This window comes from Streptomyces sp. NPDC020884 (genome assembly GCF_044333935.1).
GTDB lineage: Bacteria > Actinomycetota > Actinomycetes > Streptomycetales > Streptomycetaceae > Streptomyces.
This window is the reverse complement of record NZ_JBIRRY010000001.1, coordinates 389208-408158: the sequence shown is the minus strand read 5'-3', so window position 1 is coordinate 408158 and position 18951 is coordinate 389208. Positions and strand designations below refer to the sequence as shown.

15 protein-coding genes are annotated in these 18951 nt (G+C 71.0%); 10 read left to right on the top strand and 5 right to left on the bottom strand.

Annotation, left to right across the window (positions count from 1 at the left end):
* The first annotated feature begins 278 nt into the window (after positions 1-278).
* The 5 genes from ACH4UK_RS01860 to ACH4UK_RS01840 all read left to right on the top strand — a co-directional run bounded on the left by ACH4UK_RS01860 (position 279) and on the right by ACH4UK_RS01840 (position 6802).
* Positions 279-1064 carry a PspA/IM30 family protein gene (locus ACH4UK_RS01860; protein WP_398354119.1) on the top strand — a complete coding sequence of 262 codons (786 nt, stop codon included), beginning with the start codon at positions 279-281 and terminating at the stop codon, positions 1062-1064.
* A gap of 10 nt (positions 1065-1074) precedes the next feature.
* On the top strand, positions 1075-1353 hold the full coding sequence (locus tag ACH4UK_RS01855; RefSeq protein ID WP_283894218.1) for a hypothetical protein: 279 nt from the start codon (positions 1075-1077) through the stop codon (positions 1351-1353).
* Between the two features lie 92 nt (positions 1354-1445).
* Positions 1446-2744 carry a sensor histidine kinase gene (locus tag ACH4UK_RS01850; RefSeq protein ID WP_398354118.1) on the top strand — a complete coding sequence of 433 codons (1299 nt, stop codon included), beginning with the start codon at positions 1446-1448 and terminating at the stop codon, positions 2742-2744.
* The gene (locus ACH4UK_RS01845; RefSeq protein WP_398354117.1) at positions 2741-3472 is read left to right on the top strand and encodes a response regulator; all 732 of its coding nucleotides are present in this window, start codon (positions 2741-2743) and stop codon (positions 3470-3472) included. Before ACH4UK_RS01850 ends, ACH4UK_RS01845 begins: the two co-directional genes overlap by 4 nt.
* A 180-nt stretch (positions 3473-3652) precedes the next feature.
* Positions 3653-6802, top strand: a complete 3150-nt coding sequence (locus ACH4UK_RS01840) for an efflux RND transporter permease subunit (RefSeq protein ID WP_398354116.1) — start codon at positions 3653-3655, stop codon at positions 6800-6802.
* Positions 6803-6880: 78 nt separating this feature from the next.
* Here ACH4UK_RS01840 and ACH4UK_RS01835 read toward each other — a convergent pair whose 3' ends face one another.
* Together ACH4UK_RS01835 and nadA are read right to left on the bottom strand one after the other, a co-directional pair.
* The gene (locus ACH4UK_RS01835) at positions 6881-9070 is read right to left on the bottom strand and encodes a tetratricopeptide repeat protein (RefSeq protein ID WP_398354115.1); all 2190 of its coding nucleotides are present in this window, start codon (positions 9068-9070) and stop codon (positions 6881-6883) included.
* Between the two features lie 220 nt (positions 9071-9290).
* Positions 9291-10478, bottom strand: coding sequence for a quinolinate synthase NadA (nadA, locus tag ACH4UK_RS01830; protein ID WP_398354114.1), 1188 nt, complete (start codon positions 10476-10478; stop codon positions 9291-9293).
* A 265-nt stretch (positions 10479-10743) separates the two neighbouring features.
* On the opposite strand from nadA, the gene ACH4UK_RS01825 reads away from it, so the two are divergent.
* Complete coding sequence (locus ACH4UK_RS01825; protein ID WP_007451212.1) at positions 10744-11100, top strand: iron-sulfur cluster assembly accessory protein; 357 nt, start codon at positions 10744-10746, stop codon at positions 11098-11100.
* A gap of 82 nt (positions 11101-11182) precedes the next feature.
* Here ACH4UK_RS01825 and ACH4UK_RS01820 read toward each other — a convergent pair whose 3' ends face one another.
* Complete coding sequence (locus ACH4UK_RS01820) at positions 11183-12616, bottom strand: hypothetical protein (RefSeq protein ID WP_398354113.1); 1434 nt, start codon at positions 12614-12616, stop codon at positions 11183-11185.
* A gap of 200 nt (positions 12617-12816) precedes the next feature.
* Complete coding sequence (locus ACH4UK_RS01815; RefSeq protein ID WP_398354112.1) at positions 12817-13014, bottom strand: hypothetical protein; 198 nt, start codon at positions 13012-13014, stop codon at positions 12817-12819.
* A 156-nt stretch (positions 13015-13170) separates the two neighbouring features.
* Between ACH4UK_RS01815 and ACH4UK_RS01810 the strand changes: the two genes are divergently transcribed.
* Entirely contained in the window at positions 13171-14145 is a 975-nt protein-coding gene (locus ACH4UK_RS01810) for a carbohydrate kinase family protein (protein WP_398354111.1), read from the top strand.
* A 28-nt stretch (positions 14146-14173) separates the two neighbouring features.
* On the opposite strand, the gene ACH4UK_RS01805 is transcribed toward ACH4UK_RS01810, so the two are convergent.
* Positions 14174-15556: a cysteine desulfurase/sulfurtransferase TusA family protein gene (locus ACH4UK_RS01805; protein ID WP_398354110.1), complete on the bottom strand. Its 1383-nt coding sequence runs from the start codon at positions 15554-15556 to the stop codon at positions 14174-14176.
* Between the two features lie 274 nt (positions 15557-15830).
* On the opposite strand from ACH4UK_RS01805, the gene coxB reads away from it, so the two are divergent.
* From coxB to ACH4UK_RS01790, 3 genes are read left to right on the top strand one after another with little or no spacing between them, the layout of a single operon-like run.
* Positions 15831-16799 carry a cytochrome c oxidase subunit II gene (gene coxB, locus ACH4UK_RS01800; protein WP_398354911.1) on the top strand — a complete coding sequence of 323 codons (969 nt, stop codon included), beginning with the start codon at positions 15831-15833 and terminating at the stop codon, positions 16797-16799.
* On the top strand, positions 16796-18532 hold the full coding sequence (gene ctaD / locus ACH4UK_RS01795; RefSeq protein WP_398354109.1) for a cytochrome c oxidase subunit I: 1737 nt from the start codon (positions 16796-16798) through the stop codon (positions 18530-18532). The genes coxB and ctaD overlap by 4 nt, the downstream gene beginning before the upstream one ends.
* On the top strand, positions 18529-18927 hold the full coding sequence (locus ACH4UK_RS01790; protein ID WP_398354108.1) for a cytochrome c oxidase subunit 4: 399 nt from the start codon (positions 18529-18531) through the stop codon (positions 18925-18927). Before ctaD ends, ACH4UK_RS01790 begins: the two co-directional genes overlap by 4 nt.
* The last annotated feature ends 24 nt before the right edge of the window (positions 18928-18951 follow it).

The window sequence follows — 18951 nt, the reverse complement described above, 5'->3', positions numbered from 1 at the left end:
CCGGGCGGGAACGATCCGGCAACGGACGGCGTCCCCAGAAGTGCCACGACGGGTCGATACGGGCGTTTACCGCCCGTTCCGACGTCCGTCACGAGCTGTCCCGGGGCCTCACCTACACCCTGGGCGGGAGTGTTCACCGGGTGCAGTCGTCCTTGGGGAGGAGCACATCGGGACTCGGACAGTGCGGTAATAGAGACAGGGCCCGTACTGTGGGTTCTATCGGGAGTGCTGGAGCTCAGTCCGTCAGAAGGGGGCGCGCGAAGCCCATGAGCGGTGTCATGAAGCGTATGGGGATGCTTTTCCGCGCGAAGGCAAACAAGGCCCTTGACCGGGCCGAGGATCCGCGCGAGACCCTGGATTACTCGTACCAGAAGCAGCTGGAGCTGCTTCAGAAGGTGCGCCGCGGCGTCGCCGACGTCGCGACGTCCCGCAAGCGCCTGGAGCTGCAGCTGAACCAGCTGCAGGGCCAGTCGTCCAAGCTGGAGGACCAGGGCCGCAAGGCGCTGGCGCTGGGCCGCGAGGACCTGGCCCGCGAAGCGCTGTCCCGGCGTGCCGCCCTCCAGCAGCAGGTCACCGACCTGGAGACGCAGCACACCACGTTGCAGGGCGAGGAGGAGAAGCTCACCCTCGCGGCCCAGCGGCTGCAGGCCAAGGTCGACGCCTTCCGCACGAAGAAGGAGACCATCAAGGCCACCTACACGGCGGCCCAGGCCCAGACCCGGATCGGCGAGGCCTTCTCCGGCATCTCCGAGGAGATGGGCGACGTCGGCCTCGCGATCCAGCGGGCCGAGGACAAGACGCAGCAGCTCCAGGCGCGGGCCGGCGCCATCGACGAGCTGCTCGCCTCCGGCGCCCTGGACGACCCCACCGGCACGGCGAAGGACGACATCGCCGCCGAGCTGGACCGGATCTCCGGCGGCAGCGACGTGGAGCTGGAGCTGCAGCGGATGAAGGCCGAGCTGGCCGGCGGCTCCTCGTCCTCGCAGCAGGCCATCGAAGGCGGCGCGCAGGACGGTGCGCCGCAGTCGCAGCAGTCGTCCCCGCACAAGTTCGACAAGCAGTAAGGGCAGCGTCATGATCGTACGGATCATGGGGGAGGGCCAGGTCAAGCTGGCCGACAGTCACTTCGTCGAACTGAACGAGCTCGACGACGTCCTGCTCAAGGAGATGGAGAGCGGCGACGGCCCCGGCTTTCGCACGACTCTCCACGCGCTCCTGGACAAGGTGCGCGAGCTCGGTACTCCGCTGCCGGACGATTCCCTGGAGCCGTCCGAGCTGATCCTGCCGGCGCCCGACGCGACCCTTGAGGACGTCACCGCCATGCTCAGCGACGACGGGCTCATCCCCAACTGAATCCACGGGCCGGCCCTTCGGCCGGCCCGTGGATCGTCTCCCGGCGAACGCTCGCTTCTTCCCCGGTGGGCGGCCGCGTACCGTTGCTGGACGTGACCACCCTCTCGTCCGGCTTCGCGCGCGCCCGCCGCTGGCTCCGGGATCATCCCCTCGCGTTCGACGCGGCCCTGGCGTTCTGCATCCTCGTCGCGATGATCTGCAGTTCGTTCACCGACCCGGGCGACGGTCACGGGCCGCCGGCGTTCGGCGGCCGGACCCCCACGCTGTTCAGCGTGCTCCTGATGGTGCTCGCGGCCCTCGCCCTGGTCCTGCGGCGACGGCGTCCGATGCAGGTCCTCGCCGTCACCGGCCTGCTCTCGGTCACCGAGTACATCTCGATGGACCCGCCCGCCCCGGTCGTCATGGGCACGGTCATCGCCCTCTACACCGTCGCCTCGCGCACCGACCGCCCCACCACCTGGCGGGTCGGGCTGCTGACCATGGGGGCGGTCACGGCCTCCGCCATGGTCTTCGGCTCGACCCCCTGGTACAGCCAGGAGAACCTCGGCGTGTTCGCCTGGACCGGGATGGCGGGGGCCGCGGGCGACGCCGTACGCAGCAGGCGCGCGTTCGTCGACGCCATCCGGGAGCGCGCCGAGCGGGCCGAGCGCACCCGTGAGGAGGAGGCCCGCCGCCGGGTCGCCGAGGAGCGGCTGCGGATCGCCCGGGACCTCCATGACGTCGTCGCCCACCACATTGCCCTGGTCAACGTCCAGGCCGGGGTCGCCGCCCACGTCATGGACAAGCGCCCGGACCAGGCCAAGGAAGCGCTCGCCCACGTCCGCGACGCCAGCCGTTCCGCGCTCAACGAACTCCGGGTCACCGTCGGCCTCCTGCGCCAGCAGGGCGACCCCGAGGCGCCCACCGAACCGGCCCCCGGCCTCGCCGTCCTCGGCGAACTGGTCGGCACCTTCCGCAACGCCGGGCTCCCCGTCGAGGTGGCCTGCGCCGACCGGACGGACCGGCTGCCCGCCGCCGTCGACCTGGCCGCCTACCGGGTCATCCAGGAGGCCCTGACCAACGTCCGCAAGCACGCGGGCGCCGGGGCCAAGGCCGAGGTGAGCGTCGTACGGGTCGGCGCCACCGCCGAGGTCACCGTGCTCGACAACGGCCGGGGAAGCGCCGCCCGGCGGCCCGGCGCCGGACCGGGCGGCGGCGCCGACGAGGGTCTGGACAGCGGCGGTCACGGCCTGGTCGGCATGCGCGAGCGCGTCACCGCCCTCGGCGGCGCCCTCACCGCGGGGCCTCGGTACGGGGGCGGCTTCCGGGTCCATGCGATCCTTCCGGTCGAGGCCCGCAAGGGTGAACCGGAGCGGCCGGGCACAGCGGGCGGGACGGGGCTCTGCCGATGACACAGCCGACACCGGCGCCTGGGCCGCAGCCGACGCCGCAGGCGCCGATCAAGGTGCTGCTCGCCGACGACCAGGCGCTGCTGCGCAGCGCGTTCCGGGTGCTGGTGGACTCCGAGCCGGACATGGAGGTGGTCGGCGAGGCGGCCGACGGGGCCCAGGCGGTCGAGGCGGCCCGTGCCACGGGCGCCGACGTGGTGCTCATGGACATCCGGATGCCGGGCACCGACGGGCTCGCCGCCACCCGCATGATCAGCGCCGACCCGGAACTGTCCGCGGTGCGGGTGGTCATGCTCACCACCTTCGAGGTCGACGAGTACGTGGTCCAGTCGCTGCGCGCCGGAGCCTCCGGCTTCCTCGGCAAGGGCGCGGAGCCCGAGGAACTCCTCAACGCCATCCGGATCGCCGCGGCCGGCGAGGCGCTGCTCTCCCCGGCGGCGACCAAGGGGCTCATCGCCACGTTCCTGGCCCAGGGCGGCAGCTCGGGGGAGGGGCCGGACAGCGCGGAGTACGCGCAGCGGCTGGCGGCGCTCACCGGTCGCGAGCGCGAGGTGCTGGTGCTGGTCGCGGGCGGCCACTCCAACGACGAGATCGCCGAGCGGCTCGCGGTCAGCCCGCTCACCGTCAAGACCCATGTCAACCGGGCGATGGCGAAACTGGGAGCCCGGGACCGGGCCCAATTGGTGGTAATCGCCTACGAATCGGGCCTGGTGCGTCCCCGGGTCGACTGACCGGGTGGAGTTACGGCGTACTGCGGCGTACTCCACCTGCGGTATGCGCGGCGTGAGAAAGCAGCCCGGGGGGCGACGTTTCGGCGACGCGGAGCGGAGATGGTGGGACTGGGCTGGAGGTGTCCCCCTATTTCCCTCCCCGCCCCTCTGCCGCGTACGCCACAGAAGAGAGAACCACCCATGTCCTGGCTGTCCAGATTCAGCCTCGCGCAAAGGGCCCTGATCGGGCTGATCTCGATTGTCGCGCTGGTCTTCGGCGCGATAGCGATCCCGCAGCTCAAGCAGCAGCTGCTGCCCACCATCGAACTGCCGATGGTCTCGGTGCTGGCGCCCTACCAGGGTGCGTCTCCCGATGTGGTCGAGAAGCAGGTCGTCGAGCCCCTGGAGACCGCCCTCAAGGCCGTCGACGGCGTCGAGGGCATCACTTCCACCGCCAGCGAGGGCAACGCCATCATCATGGCGACCTTCGACTTCGGCGACGAAGGCACCAAGCAGCTCGTCGCCGACATCCAGCAGGCGGTGAACCGGGTTCGCGCCCAGCTGCCCGACGGGGTCGACCCGCAGGTCGTCGCCGGCTCCACGGACGACATCCCGACCGTGGTCCTCGCCGTCACCTCCGACAAGGACCAGCAGGTGCTGGCCGACCAGCTCGACCGCACGGTCGTCCCGGCCCTCGAGGACATCGAAGGCGTCGGCCAGGTCACGGTGGACGGGGTGCGGGACCTCCAGGTATCCGTCGTGCCCGACGACGCCAGGCTCGCCGCGGCCGGTCTGAACGCCGCGTCGCTGTCCCAGGCGCTCCAGGCGGGCGGCGCCACCGTGCCGGCCGGTTCCTTCTCCGAGTCCGGCAAGAGCCGCACCATCCAGGTCGGCGGCGCCTACACCTCGCTGAAGCAGATCGAGGACCTCCAGGTCGTCGCCAAGGACCCGGCGGGCGGCGCGCCCGGAAAGCCGGTGCGCCTCGGCGACGTCGCCGAGGTGAAGCAGGAGCCGTCCACGGCGGTCTCCATCACCCGCACCAACGGCAAGCCGAGCCTTGCCGTGATGGCGACGATGGACAAGGACGGCAGCGCCGTCGCCATCTCGGACGCGGTCCAGGACAAGCTTCCCGACCTCCGCAAGGACCTCGGCAGCGGCGCCGAGCTGACGGTCGTCTCCGACCAGGGCCCCGCCGTCTCCAAGTCGATCTCCGGCCTGACCACGGAGGGCGCGCTCGGCCTGGTCTTCGCGGTCATCGTGATCCTGGTCTTCCTCGCCTCGATCCGCTCCACGCTGGTCACCGCGGTCTCCATCCCGCTGTCCATCGTCCTCGCGCTGATCGTGCTCTGGACCCGCGACCTGTCGCTCAACATGCTCACCCTCGGCGCGCTCACCATCGCCATCGGCCGGGTCGTGGACGACTCGATCGTGGTCCTGGAGAACATCAAGCGCCACCTCGGCTACGGCGAGGAGCGCCACGCGGCGATCATCACCGCGGTCAAGGAGGTCGCCGGAGCGGTCACCTCCGCCACCCTCACCACCGTCGCGGTCTTCCTGCCCATCGGTCTGGTCGGCGGCATGGTCGGCCAGCTCTTCGGCTCGTTCTCGCTGACCATCACCGCGGCCCTGCTGGCCTCCCTGGTGGTCTCGCTCACCGTCGTGCCGGTGCTCTCGTACTGGTTCCTGCGCGCCCCCAAGGGCACCCCCGAGGACGCGGCGGAGGCCCGCCGCCTCGCCGAGGAGAAGGAAGCGGCCAGCAAGCTCCAGCGGATCTACGTCCCGGTCCTGCGCTTCGCGACCCGCCGCCGGGTCACCAGCCTCGTCATCGCCGTCGCGGTGCTCCTCGGCACCTTCGGGATGGTCCCGCTGCTGAAGACCAACTTCTTCGACGCCGGCGAACAGGAGGTCCTGACCGTCAAGCAGGAGCTCACCCCCGGCACCAGTCTGGAAGCCGCCGACGAGGCCGCCCGCAAGGTCGAGAAGGTCCTCGACCAGGACCAGGGCGTCAAGGACTACCAGGTCACCGTCGGCTCCTCCGGCTTCATGGCCGCCTTCGGCGGCGGCACCGGCTCCAACCAGGCCTCCTACCAGGTCACCCTGAAGGACGCCGCGGACTACGAGGACGCCCAGGACCGCATCGACGAGGCCCTCGGCGAGCTCGACGGCATCGGCGACACCACCATCGCCGCGGGCGACGGCTTCGGCTCCCAGGACCTGAGCGTCGTGGTCAAGGCCGCCGACGGGGACGTCCTGAAGAAGGCCGCCGAGGCGGTCCGCACCGAGGTCGCCACCATCAAGGACGTCACCGACGTCCAGAGCGACCTGGCGCAGAGCGTCCCGCGCATCTCGGTCACCGCCAACGACCGGGCGGCCGCCGCCGGATTCGACTCCGCGGCCCTCGGCGGCATCGTCGCGGGAGCCGTGCGCGGCACCCCCGCCGGCACCGCGACGCTGGACGACACCGAGCGCGACATCGTCATCCGGTCCTCGAAGCCGGCCGCCACCATGGCCCAGCTGAAGGCCCTGCCGCTCGGCCCGGTCGAGCTCGGCGACATCGCCGACGTGAAGGTCGTCCCCGGCCCGGTCTCCATGACCCGGATCGACGGACAGCGATCGGCGACGATCACCGCCAAGCCGGTCGGCGACAACACCGGCGCGGTCAGCACCGACCTCGCCAAGAAGATCGACGCGCTGGACCTCCCCGAGGGCGCCACCGCCACCATCGGCGGCGTCACCGAGGACCAGAACGAAGCCTTCATGCAGCTCGGCCTCGCCATGCTGGCCGCCATCGCGATCGTCTTCATGCTGCTGGTGGCCACCTTCCGGTCGCTCGTCCAGCCGCTGATCCTGCTGGTCTCCGTGCCGTTCGCGGCGACCGGCGCGCTGGCCCTCCTGCTCATCACGGGCACCCCGCTGGGCGTTCCCGCGATGATCGGGATGCTGATGCTCATCGGCATCGTGGTCACCAACGCGATCGTGCTGATCGACCTGATCAACCAGTACCGGGCCCAGGGCCTCGGGATCGTGGAAGCCGTCATCGAGGGCGGCCGCCACCGCTTCCGCCCGATCCTGATGACGGCGCTCGCGACCATCTTCGCCCTGCTCCCGATGGCGCTCGGCGTCACCGGCGAGGGCGGCTTCATCTCGCAGCCGCTGGGCGTCGTGGTCATCGGCGGTCTGGTCAGCTCCACGCTGCTGACCCTGTTGCTCGTGCCGACGCTGTACGCGATGGTCGAGCTGCGCAAGGAGCGCCGCGCCAAGAAGAAGGCCGCCAAGCGTGCGGCCAGGGCGGACGCCCCGGCCCGGCCGGAGCCGGAGACGGCCCCGGAGACGGAGCCCGCGAAGGCCTGACCCGACGGAAGGGGCCTGTCCCGCGCACCTGCGCGGGACAGGCCCCTTCCGGTTTCCCGCCGCTGGGGTGGGTGAGCCTCAGGCGGCTCCGCCGAGGGCCCGCGCGATGCGGAGCCAGGCGTCCCCGTGCGGGTCCGGATGGCGGGCGCTCAGGGCGACCGTCTCCCTCAGCAGCCGGGCGCGGGTCTCCTCGGAGGCCTTGTGCAGGAGCGCGGCCAGGTCGTCCGGTTCGAAGCCATCCGTCGCCCCCGCGAGCACCAGGGCCTCCTGGGCATGGGTGAGCGAGGAGAGCCGGTCGCCGAAGACCTGCCCCTCGATACCTCCGCCGTGCATCAGCGCGGTGCCGTCCCCCGCCTCCAACGCCCGGTCCACGTAGGCCTGGAGGGCACCGCGGTCCTCCACGAGCCGGTAGGCGGCGGCCAGCCCCTCGGCGCGGCCGATCTCGAGCATCGCGACGTGGGCCAGCGGGGTGGTCTCCGGCGGCCGCACGGTCATCAGGCGCGGGTGCTCCTCCAGGTAGGCCCGTGACTCCGCCCAGTCCGCGCACTCCAGCCACTGCGCCAACTGCTCCGAGAGGATCAGCGGATCGTAGGCGGCGGTCACCCCGTGGACCAGGACGGACTCGCGGAGCAGGGCGTGCCGCTGCGCGCCGCGCGGGTCCAGGACCGCCAGCTCGTCGAGGGCCGTCGCCGCCGCATCGCCGCCGAGGACATCGGCGTTCCGGGACCAGAAGTCGCGTGACCGGGGCCAGTTCGGCGCGAACATCCAGGCGCTGACGAGGTCCAGGGTCTTCGGCGGCAGGGCGAGCCAGTCCGGCACCGGCGTGAACGTCTCCTCCTCCCACGCCGTGTGCACCGCCGCGATGTCCCCGCACCCGCGCAGCGCCTGCCGGGCCCGTACGGTCACGGTGTCCGGGCCGCCGCCCGCCTCGGCGTCCGCATCGAGCCAGGTCACCAGCTCGGTCACCCCGGTCGCGGGCCAGGGGGCGGGGCAGCGCAGCAGGAAGGCGCTCCGCTCGACGCCCAGGCGCCGGGCGGTCGCCGGGGCGGCCCCGGCGAGTTCCTTGACGGCCCCGTCGAACTCCTCGATCGCCGCCGCGTGCCCGCCGGTGCGGGCGAGAGAGCGGGCCAGGTCGTCGAGAGCGGAGAGCAGGGAGGCGTCAGGGATGCCGGGGGGCTCCAGCGCCAGGGCCCGGTGGAGGGCCACCGCTTCCCCGAACGCCGCCACCGCCCCCTCGGCATCACCGCTCCGTTCCAGGTGGCTGCCGAGCGCCTGGAGGGAGCGGGCCAGGTCGGGCCGGCAGGTGTCCCCCTGCTCGCGCAGCAGGACGACGGCCTCCCGCGCTGGGGGCAGGGCCTGCGCCGGGCCGCCGGTCCCGGCCAGGCTTCGGGCGAGGGTGCACAGCGCGGCGGCGAGCCCGGGGCGGCAGTCCTCGGGGCGCTGTGCCGCCAGCTCGCGGTGGAGGGCGACGGCCTCCTCCGCCACCCGGAGGCCCGCCCCGGTGTCGCCGGCCCGGTCGAGGTGACCGGCGAGGCCGTCCAGTGCCCTGGCCAGCTCCGGACGGAAGAGGGCCGGCCGCTGTGCGGCGAGCGCCCGGAAACGGCTGCGGGCCTCCTGGGCCGCCTCGATCGCCCCGGAGGTGTCGCTCACGGCCGCGAGGTGGTTGCCGAGGGCGTGGAGCGCGGCGGCGAGCCGGGGGAGGAAGGCCTCCGGATCCTGCTCGGCGAGGCGCCGGAGGAGATGGACCGCCTCCTCGGCGGGGGCCACGGCCTCCACCACCTCTCCGGCGGCCGCCAGATGCGTGGCGTACCGCAGGAGGTACTCCGCGAGCGCCGGGACGGACGCGCCCGGCCGCTCCTCCTCGACCAGCTCGCGCTGGAGCCGTACGGACTGCTTCGCGAACGGCACGGCGGTCGCCCGGTCCCCGGTGTCGGCGATCCGGTCGCCCAGGGCGCCCATGGCCAGGGCCAGCTCCGCCTGGAAGTACCCGGGGCGCTCCGTGCCGAGCTCGGCGTACGTCCGCGCGGCCTCCTTCGCCGGGGCCAGGGCGCCGGTGCGGTCCCCGGTGGCGGAGCGCCGGTCCGACAGCTCGTGCAGCGCACGGGCGAGCGCGGGCCGACCGGTGGCGGGGTCCCGCTCGGCGGCGATCCGTCGGATGCGCACCTCTTCCTCCGCCCCCGCCAACGCGTCGGCGGGGGCGTCCTCCTGCCCCGCGCCCGCCCCACACGCCTGGTCGTCCCTGCCCGCCCCGCGGTCCTCGTAGCTCATGCCCGCCCCACCGTCCTCGCCGTCCGTTCCGGTCACCCGCAGCGGCCCCGCTCACACGGAGGAACACTGCGGTGCGTGCCAGCGTAGTTACGGAGCGGAGCGGCCGGGTGGCGTACGGGGAAGATTCAGCCTGCCCGAGAAGAGCCCTGGGCAGCGGAAAGCCCCGGTGCGCCGACATGCGGCACACCGGGGCTTCCGGCCGTCCGGGACCGGCGCGGCTCTACGGCAGCGCGAGCATCCGCTCCAGCGCGAGCTTGGCGTACTTCTCCGTCTCCGGGTCGACCTCGATCCGGTTGACCAGCTTGCCGTCGGCCAGCGACTCCAGGGTCCAGACCAGGTGCGGCAGGTCGATGCGGTTCATCGTCGAGCAGAAGCAGACCGTCTTGTCGAGGAAGGCGATTTCCTTGTCCTCCGCGGCGAAACGGTTCGCCAGGCGGCGGACCAGGTTCAGCTCCGTGCCGATGGCCCACTTCGAGCCGCGCGGGGCCGCCTCCAGGGCCTTGATGATGTACTCCGTCGAGCCCACGTAGTCCGCGGCGGCGACGACCTCGTGCTTGCACTCCGGGTGCACCAGCACGTTGACCCCGGGCATCCGGGCCCGGACGTCCTCGACCGACTCGACCGAGAAGCGGCCGTGCACCGAGCAGTGCCCGCGCCACAGGATCATCTTCGCGTCGCGCAGCTGCTCGGCGGTGAGGCCGCCGTTCGGCTTGTGCGGGTTGTAGAGGACGCAGTCCTCCAGGGTCAGCCCCATGTCCCGCACGGCCGTGTTGCGGCCCAGGTGCTGGTCGGGGAGGAAGAGGATCTTCTCGCCCTGCTCGAAGGCCCACTCCAGGGCCCTCTTCGCGTTCGACGACGTACAGATCGTGCCGCCGTGCTTGCCGGTGAACGCCTTGATGTCGGCGGAGGAGTTCATGTACGAGACGGGCACCACCTGATCGGCGACCCCGGCCTCCGTCAGGACGTCCCAGCACTCGGCGACCTGCTCGGCGGTGGCCATGTCGGCCATCGAGCAGCCGGCCGCCAGGTCGGGCAGCACGACCGCCTGGTCGTCCGTGGTGAGGATGTCGGCGGACTCGGCCATGAAGTGCACACCGCAGAAGACGATGTACTCCGCCTCGGGGCGCGCCGCCGCGTCGCGGGCCAGCTTGAACGAGTCGCCGGTGACGTCCGCGAACTGGATGACCTCGTCGCGCTGGTAGTGGTGGCCGAGGACGAACACCTTGTCCCCGAGCTTCTCCTTCGCGACGCGGGCGCGCTCCACCAGGTCCGGGTCGGACGGGGAGGGGAGGTCGCCGGGGCATTCGACGCCGCGCTCGCTCCTCGGGTCGGCCTCACGGCCGAGCAGCAGGAGCGCGAGCGGTGTCGGCTGTACGTCCAGGGGCTGGGCCGTGGTCACGTCACGCACCCTTTCTAGTCTGCGAACTCTGTGATCTCCGCGAGAGCTTCCGCGGAGAACTTCGGCGGACTCGCCTTTTCGTCTATTTGACGCTATCTATCATAGCCGCTTCGTGTCACTTTGACGATGCCGATAGCGTCGATGTGACGCATCCCCCGGGCGGCAGGGTGTGCGAGCATGAAAAGGAACAGACAAGCGCTTGGCGCGGAATGAATCCGCGGCCGAGGCGGTTGAACCGTCGGCAAGCAGTCCGTACAACCCGGGAGAGAAGCAGATGTCCGTATCGGACGAGACCACCACCGTGAGCGACGGCATCCTCCTGTCCGACGCCGCCGCCGCCAAGGTCAAGGGCCTGCTGGAGCAGGAAGGCCGCGAGGACCTGGCGCTGCGCGTCGCCGTTCAGCCCGGCGGCTGCTCGGGCCTGCGCTATCAGCTCTTCTTCGACGAGCGTTCGCTCGACGGTGACGTGGTGAAGGACTTCGACGGTGTCAAGGTCGTCACCGACCGGATGAGCGCCCCGTACCTGGGCGGCGCCTCCATCGACTTCGTCGACACCATCGAGAAGCAGGGCTTCACGATCGACAACCCGAACGCCTCCGGCTCCTGCGCCTGCGGCGACTCGTTCAGCTGAGCTTCGCGTGCACGGCTCACGAAGGCGGCCCCGGGACTGATCCCGGGGCCGCCTTCGTGTGTACGCGCTGCGTGGGTACGCGTCAGCCGCGCGGCACCGCGCCGCCCGACGCGGCGTCGATCACCGTGCGGTCGCCCAGCGGCTTATCCAGCGTCACCGTCCGCGTCAGCTCCTTGGCGATCATGATGCAGGCCTTCTTGCCCTCCTGCGGCTTCTCCGTGACGGAGATCCGCACCTGGCCCGCGCTCTCCTCGGCGCTCGCCGTGTACGTACTGCACACGCCGCCCCAGAACGTGACCTCCAGGCTCCGCCCGTCCGCGCCGTACGAGCTCACCTTCCGGTCCCCGGAGGGCGTCGTCGGGGCGTCCGGCTTCTGGATGAACCTCGGGTCCACGGCGACCTGTGTGACGGTGCTCTCCGGGCCGCCCGGAGCCTGGCGGACCGTGAACAGCCAGGACGGCACCAGCGTCTGCCGACCGTCCACGTAGTTCAGGGCGAGGCCGAACACCGCGTCCTGGACCGTCTGCGTCACCGGCGCCCGCTTGCCGTTGGACGGCACGCAGTCGGGACCCGAGGGCTTCGGCTCACCCTTCAGCGGGGCGGGAGTGGCGCAGCCGCCGATGTCCCGGCCCCCGTCGCCCCGGCCCTTGCTCGCCGCGTTCAGCTGCTTCAGCGCCGCGTCCGCGCCGACCGCCGGGTAGGTGTCGCCCTTCTCCAGCGCCTTCAGGTGTCCGCTGCCGCCGGCCACCTTGCCGTCCGGGCCCACCTGGACCCCGGTCGACCAGCCGTACGTCGGGAGCCCGTCGATCTTCGGATCGGCGTTCACCACACGGGCGTCGCCCATCAACTGGCCCGCGTCGAGCGCCGCGTCGTCCTGCCCGGCCGCCTTGAGCACCGGGGCCGCGGCCGCCTTCGCCGCCTTCTCGCTCACCGGGTCGCCGCCGGACCCCGGCATGTCATTGGTGCACAGCGTCTCCGACTCGCAGGGCTTGGAGGGAGTGGTGCGGGCGAACGTCCAGGTGCCCGGGGCCTGCTTGGTCACCTTCAGGAGCGCGCCGGGGCCGTCCTCGTCGCCGACCACCCAGGACGTGCCCTCGGTGCGCGGCGAGCCCGGGATGCCCAGCGCCTTCGCCAGCCGGGCGACGTCGGCCGACGCGACCGTGCCCTTCGCGTGGTGGACCGCCGCCTCGTCCGGGCCGTCGGGGAGTTCGTCCGCCGCCCGGTAGACCACGGGCGGGCCGCCCGGGTCCGGTTCGCCGGGGGCGATGCCGGGGGGAGCGCTGTCCGGGGGAGTGCTGCTCGTGCCGTCCGCGGCAGCGTCCAGGGCCAGCAGGGGGGCCGAGTCCCTGGCCGCCGCACCGCTGTCCGTCGCGCCGCCGTCGCCCGAAGCGGTCGAGGCCCAGTACGCCCCGCCGCCTCCGGCCAGCAGTACGGCCGCGGCCACCGAGGCCACCGCGAGCGGCGGACGCCGCCGCCGGGGGCCGGTCACGTCGTTGTCGGGTCGCTCGGTGCTCACCGGATCGCTCCTTCGACTGCGTTGCCGTCGCGGTGCCTGCCTACCGCGTGCCCCCGACGGGGACACCGGTGGGACGGAGCAGAGGAGCGTGCGGTTCCCGCAGCCGCGGCGGTCCGGGCGCGGGCACCGTACGGTTTCCGCCGGAATCTGCGCGGAAAGGGCCGAAAGATGTGGTCGCCCGGCCCGCCCCGGGCCCGCCGTCAGTCGCCGTACTCGGACATCGCGTCGATCAGCCGCGCCGACGCGGGCGGCACCTTCACTCCGTTGATCAGCGACGGCTCCACCGTGACCGGCACCTTCTTGGTGGGCGCCGTCCAGTGCGGCGCCATCCGCGCGCAGTCTCCGCGCAGTGCGGCCAGGCTCAATTCCGACTCGGGCAGTGCGGTGTGCTTCGACATATCCGCACCGTAACCACGGTCGAGCTCAGGTAGAAAGGCCTACTATCGGGTAGTTTTCCCTTTTCCCGGTCGGCGGCTCACCCGGTAGCGTGAACTGTCACGTCGTCCCGGAGGGCGCACTCGCGGCCCTTCGCCTTCCGCAGGAGCAGCCTCCCCGTGCGTATTGCAGTCACCGGCTCGATCGCCACCGACCACCTCATGACCTTCCCCGGCCGCTTCGCCGACCAGCTGGTCGCGGATCAGCTGCATACGGTCTCCCTCTCCTTCCTGGTCGACAACCTCGATGTGCGCCGGGGCGGTGTCGCCGCCAACATCTGCTTCGGGATGGGCCTGCTCGGCACCGGCCCGATTCTGGTCGGCGCCGCCGGGTCGGACTTCGACGAGTACCGCGCCTGGCTCGACCGGCACGGCGTCGAGACCGGGTCGGTCCGCATCTCCGAGGTCCTGCACACCGCCCGTTTCGTCTGCACCACCGACGCCGACCACAACCAGATCGGCTCCTTCTACACGGGCGCGATGAGCGAGGCCCGCCTCATCGAGCTGAAGAGCGTCGCCGACCGCGTCGGCGGCCTCGACCTCGTCTCCATCGGCGCCGACGACCCCGAGGCGATGCTCCGCCACACCGAGGAGTGCCGCTCCCGGAACATCCCGTTCGCCGCGGACTTCTCGCAGCAGATCGCGCGGATGGACGGCGACGAGATCCGCATCCTCCTCGACGGCGCCACCTACCTCTTCTCCAACGAGTACGAGAAGGGGCTCATCGAGTCCAAGACCGGCTGGAGCGACGAGGAGATCCTCGCCAAGGTCGGCCACCGTGTCACCACCCTCGGCGCCCGCGGTGTCCGGATCGAGCGGGTCGGCGAGCCGGTCATCGAGGTCGGCTGCCCCGAGGAGGAGACCAAGGCCGACCCCACCGGCGTCGGCGACGCCTTCCGGGCCGGCTTCCTCTCCGGCCTCGCCTGGGGCGTCGGCCTGGAGCGCGCCGCCCAGGTCGGCTGCATGCTCGCCACGCTGGTCATCGAGACGGTCGGCACCCAGGAGTACACCCTGCGCCGCACCCACTTCATGGACCGCTTCACCAAGGCGTACGGCCACGAGGCCGCCACCGAGGTCCGCGGGCACCTCGCGTAACGCGGTGGGCCGCACCTCGTAACCGGGGTCAGCCGAGCCGGCGGACCACATAGGCCGAACCGTGGTCCGCCGGCTCCTCGCCCATGTACTCCTGGCCGCGCATCTCGCACCAGGCCGGGATGTCCAGGCGCGCCGCCTCGTCGTCGGCGAGCACCGTCACCGTGGCGCCCACCGCCACCTCCCCGATCACCTTTGCGAGTTCGATCACCGGGATCGGGCAGCGGCGGCCCCGCGCGTCGACCACCAGGGAGGCGGCGGGCCCGGGGGAGGGGGGCGCGGCGGCCGGGGCGCCGAGCCGTTCGCGGACGTCGGCGACCACCCCCGGGAGGATCTCAAGGAAGCGGTCCACCTCCGCCCCGGCCGTGCCCGGCGGGAGCGACACCCGGACGTTCCCCTCCGAGAGCACGCCCATCGCCTTGAGGACATGGCTGGGCGTCAGCGTGCTGCTCGTACAGGACGAACCGGATGATACGGAGAATTCCCTCCGGTCCAGCTCGTGCAGCAGGGTCTCCCCGTCGACATAGAGACAGGAGAAGGTGACCAGATGCGGCAGCCGCCGCTCCGGATCGCCGACCACCTCCACATCGGGCACCCGCTCGGCGACGACGGTCCGGATCCGGTCCACCAGGGCCCGCAGCCGCACCGACTCCGCCGCCGCCTCGCCCCGTACCGCGCGCAGCGAGGCCGCCGCCGCCACGATCGCCGGCAGGTTCTCGAACCCCGGAGCCCTCCCCGACTCCCGCTCCCCGGCCGGGCCCCGGGGCGAGAAGCGCACCCCCTTGCGGACGGCGAGCAGCCCCACCCCGGCCGGACCGCCCCACTTGTGCGCGCTCGCCGTCAGCAGCGACCAGCCCGCCGGGACCGGCCCCCAGCCGAGCGACTGGGCCGCGTCCACCAGCAGCGGCACCCCGGCCTCCGCGCAGAGCGCTGCCACCTCCGCCACCGGCTGCTCGGTGCCCACCTCGTGGTTGGCCGACTGGAGGCAGGCCAGCGCGGTGTCCGCCCGCAACGCCCCGGCGTACGCCGCCGGATCCACCGCTCCCGAGCGGTCCACCGGGACCTCGGTGAACGAACCGCCCGCCGCCTCGTGGGCCGCGGCCGAATGGAGTACCGAGGAGTGTTCGACCGCGGAGAGGGCCAGATGGCTGCCGACACGCCGACGCCCCGAAAGGGCCCCGGCAATTCCCGCGTGCACCGCCGTCGTCCCGGACGAGGTGAAGACCAGTTCGTCCGGACGGCAGCCGACGGCCTCCGCGGCGGCCTCCCGGGCCGCGTCCAGGAGCAGCCGGGCCCGCCGCCCCTCCCGGTACAGACGGGCGGGATCGGCCCAGCCCTCGTCGAGCGCGGCAAGCAGCGCCTGGCGTGCGACGGGGTGCAGGGGGGCGGCGGAGGCGGCGTCGAAGTAGGGCACCCCGCCACGCTAGCCCGCACCCGGTCCCACCTCGCCGGGGGTCGCTCCCGGCGAGGTGGGCGAGTGGGCGTCAGATGGGGGCCGGAGACCCGGATTCCACTCCATGGGGGTGTCGGGCGGCGCGTTGGGCACCCTCCCCGCGCGACCCCAAATAGCGTCCAGTAGGGTTTGGTCCGCATAAACATCCAAACCCCTGCCCGCGTCAGGGCCGGCGACCGACCAGAGACATACGGGCGCGCCGACCGTGCGGGCGAGACTCTCGGGAAGGCGCTACGTGAGTCCCAACGGCTCCGACCGCTTGTCGCGGCGCCCGATGCGGCGGAAGCTGCCGCAGGTGCTGACTGCGGGCCTGGTCCTGGCGACGGCCTCCGGTTGTTCATACAACTGGGAGGATTTCCCCCGCCTCGGTATGCCCACCCCGGTAACGGAAGAGGCCCCTCGGATCCTCTCCCTCTGGCAAGGCTCGTGGGCGGCAGCGCTCGTCACGGGCGTCCTTGTCTGGGGACTGATCCTCTGGAGTGTCTTCTTCCACCGGCGTAGCCGGACCAAGGTGGAGGTACCTCCGCAGACCAGGTACAACATGCCCATCGAGGCGTTGTACACAGTGGTTCCCCTCATCATCGTCTCGGTGCTCTTCTACTTCACCGCGCGAGATGAGTCGAAGCTCCTCGAGCTCTCCGAAAAGCCCGCCCACACCATCAACGTGGTCGGCTTCCAGTGGAGCTGGGGCTTCAACTACATCGAGAAGGTGGACGGCCAGCCGGCGGCGGGCCCCGAGATCCCCAAGGAACTCGACGCCATCCCCGACCGGTTCCGCGAGGACTTCCCCGAGGGCGCCGGCGGCGTCTACGACGTGGGCATCCCCGGGACCCGCAACCCGCAGAACGGCAACCCGGGTCCGACCCTGTGGCTGCCGAAGGGTGAGAAGGTCCGCTTCGTCCTTACTTCACGTGACGTCATCCACTCCTTCTGGGTGGTGCCGTTCCTCATGAAGCAGGACGTCATCCCGGGCCACACCAACGCGTTCGAGGTCACTCCCAACAGGGAGGGCACCTTCATGGGCAAGTGCGCCGAACTCTGTGGCGCCGACCACTCCCGGATGCTCTTCAACGTCAAGGTCGTCTCCCCGGAGCGTTACCAGCAGCACCTCAAGGAGCTGGCTGAGAAGGGTCAGACGGGCTACGTGCCGGCAGGCATCGAGCAGACGGACCCGGCCAGGAATGCGGAGAAGAACCAACTGTGAGCATCCTCAACGAACCTCAGGGTGCCGCTCCAGCAGACGACTCGTACGAGGACGAGCTGCCGGTGCGGCGCAAGCAGCCGGGAAACATCGTCGTGACGTGGCTGACCACCACTGACCACAAGACGATCGGTACGCTCTACCTGGTCACGTCGTTCGTGTTCTTCTGCATCGGCGGACTCATGGCGCTCTTCATGCGCGCCGAGCTGGCCCGTCCGGGTACGCAGATCATGTCGAACGAGCAGTTCAACCAGGCGTTCACGATGCACGGCACGATCATGCTGCTGATGTTCGCGACGCCGCTGTTCGCCGGATTCGCGAACTGGATCATGCCGCTGCAGATCGGCGCGCCCGACGTGGCGTTCCCGCGGCTGAACATGTTCGCGTACTGGCTGTACCTCTTCGGCTCGCTCATCGCGGTGGCGGGCTTCCTCACCCCGCAGGGCGCGGCCGACTTCGGCTGGTTCGCCTACTCCCCGCTCTCGGACGCGGTCCGTTCGCCGGGCGTCGGCGCCGACATGTGGATCATGGGTCTGGCCTTCTCCGGCTTCGGCACGATCCTCGGCTCGGTCAACTTCATCACCACGATCATCTGCATGCGCGCACCCGGCATGACGATGTTCCGCATGCCGATCTTCACCTGGAACGTCCTGCTGACCGGTGTCCTGGTCCTGCTGGCCTTCCCGGTCCTGGCGGCCGCGCTCTTCGCGCTGGAGGCGGACCGAAAATTCGGTGCGCATATCTTCGACGCGAGCAATGGCGGCGCATTGCTCTGGCAACACCTCTTCTGGTTCTTCGGCCATCCAGAGGTGTACATCATCGCGTTGCCATTCTTCGGAATCATTTCCGAGGTCATCCCGGTCTTCAGCCGCAAGCCGATGTTCGGCTACATCGGTCTGATCTCCGCGACGATCGCCATCGCCGGCCTCTCCGTGACGGTGTGGGCGCACCACATGTACGTGACGGGCGGCGTGCTGTTGCCGTTCTTCTCGTTCATGACGTTCCTCATCGCCGTGCCGACAGGGGTGAAGTTCTTCAACTGGATCGGCACGATGTGGAAGGGGTCGTTGTCCTTCGAGACACCGATGCTCTGGGCCGTCGGCTTCCTGATCACCTTCACCTTCGGTGGTCTGACCGGCGTCATCCTCGCCTCGCCCCCGATGGACTTCCACGTCTCGGACTCGTACTTCGTCGTCGCGCACTTCCACTACGTCATCTTCGGCACCGTGGTCTTCGCGATGTTCTCCGGATTCCACTTCTGGTGGCCGAAGTTCACCGGGAAAATGCTGGACGAGCGGCTCGGCAAGGTGACGTTCTGGACGCTGTTCGTCGGCTTCCACGGGACGTTCCTGGTGCAGCACTGGCTCGGCGCCGAGGGCATGCCGCGTCGTTACGCGGACTATCTCGACGCCGATGGCTTCACCGCGCTGAACACGATCTCGACGATCTCCTCGTTCCTGCTCGGCCTGTCGATGCTGCCGTTCTTCTACAACGTGTGGAAGACCGCCAAGTACGGCAAGAAGGTCGAGGTCGACGACCCGTGGGGCTACGGCCGTTCGCTGGAGTGGGCGACCTCCTGCCCGCCGCCGCGGCACAACTTCCTCACCCTGCCGCGGATCCGTTCCGAATCCCCGGCGTTCGACCTGCACCACCCGGAGATCACGGCGCTCGAACAGCTCGATCACCTCGCCGATTCGGACAAGGCCCTCGCCGGCGGCAAGGAGGCAGGCAAGTGAAGATCCAGGGACAGATGTTCATCTGGCTGAGCGTCTTCATCCTCGCCATGGCCGTCGTGTACGGCGTGTGGTCGAAGGAGCCGGTCGGCACCACGGCCCTCTTCCTCGCCTTCGGGCTGTCCATCATGATCGGCTTCTACCTGGCCTTCACGGCCAACCGGGTCGACGCGATGGCCCAGGACAACAAGGAAGCGGACGTCGCCGACGAGGCGGGCGAGCTCGGGTTCTTCTCCCCGCACAGCTGGCAGCCGCTCTCCCTGGCGGTCGGCGGAGCCTTCGCCTTCATGGGCGTCGTCTTCGGCTGGTGGCTGCTCTACTTCTCCGCACCCCTGCTCCTGATCGGCCTCTTCGGCTGGGTCTTCGAGTACTACCGGGGCGAGAGCCGCACCCAGTGACACGCGCTACACCACGAGGGGCCC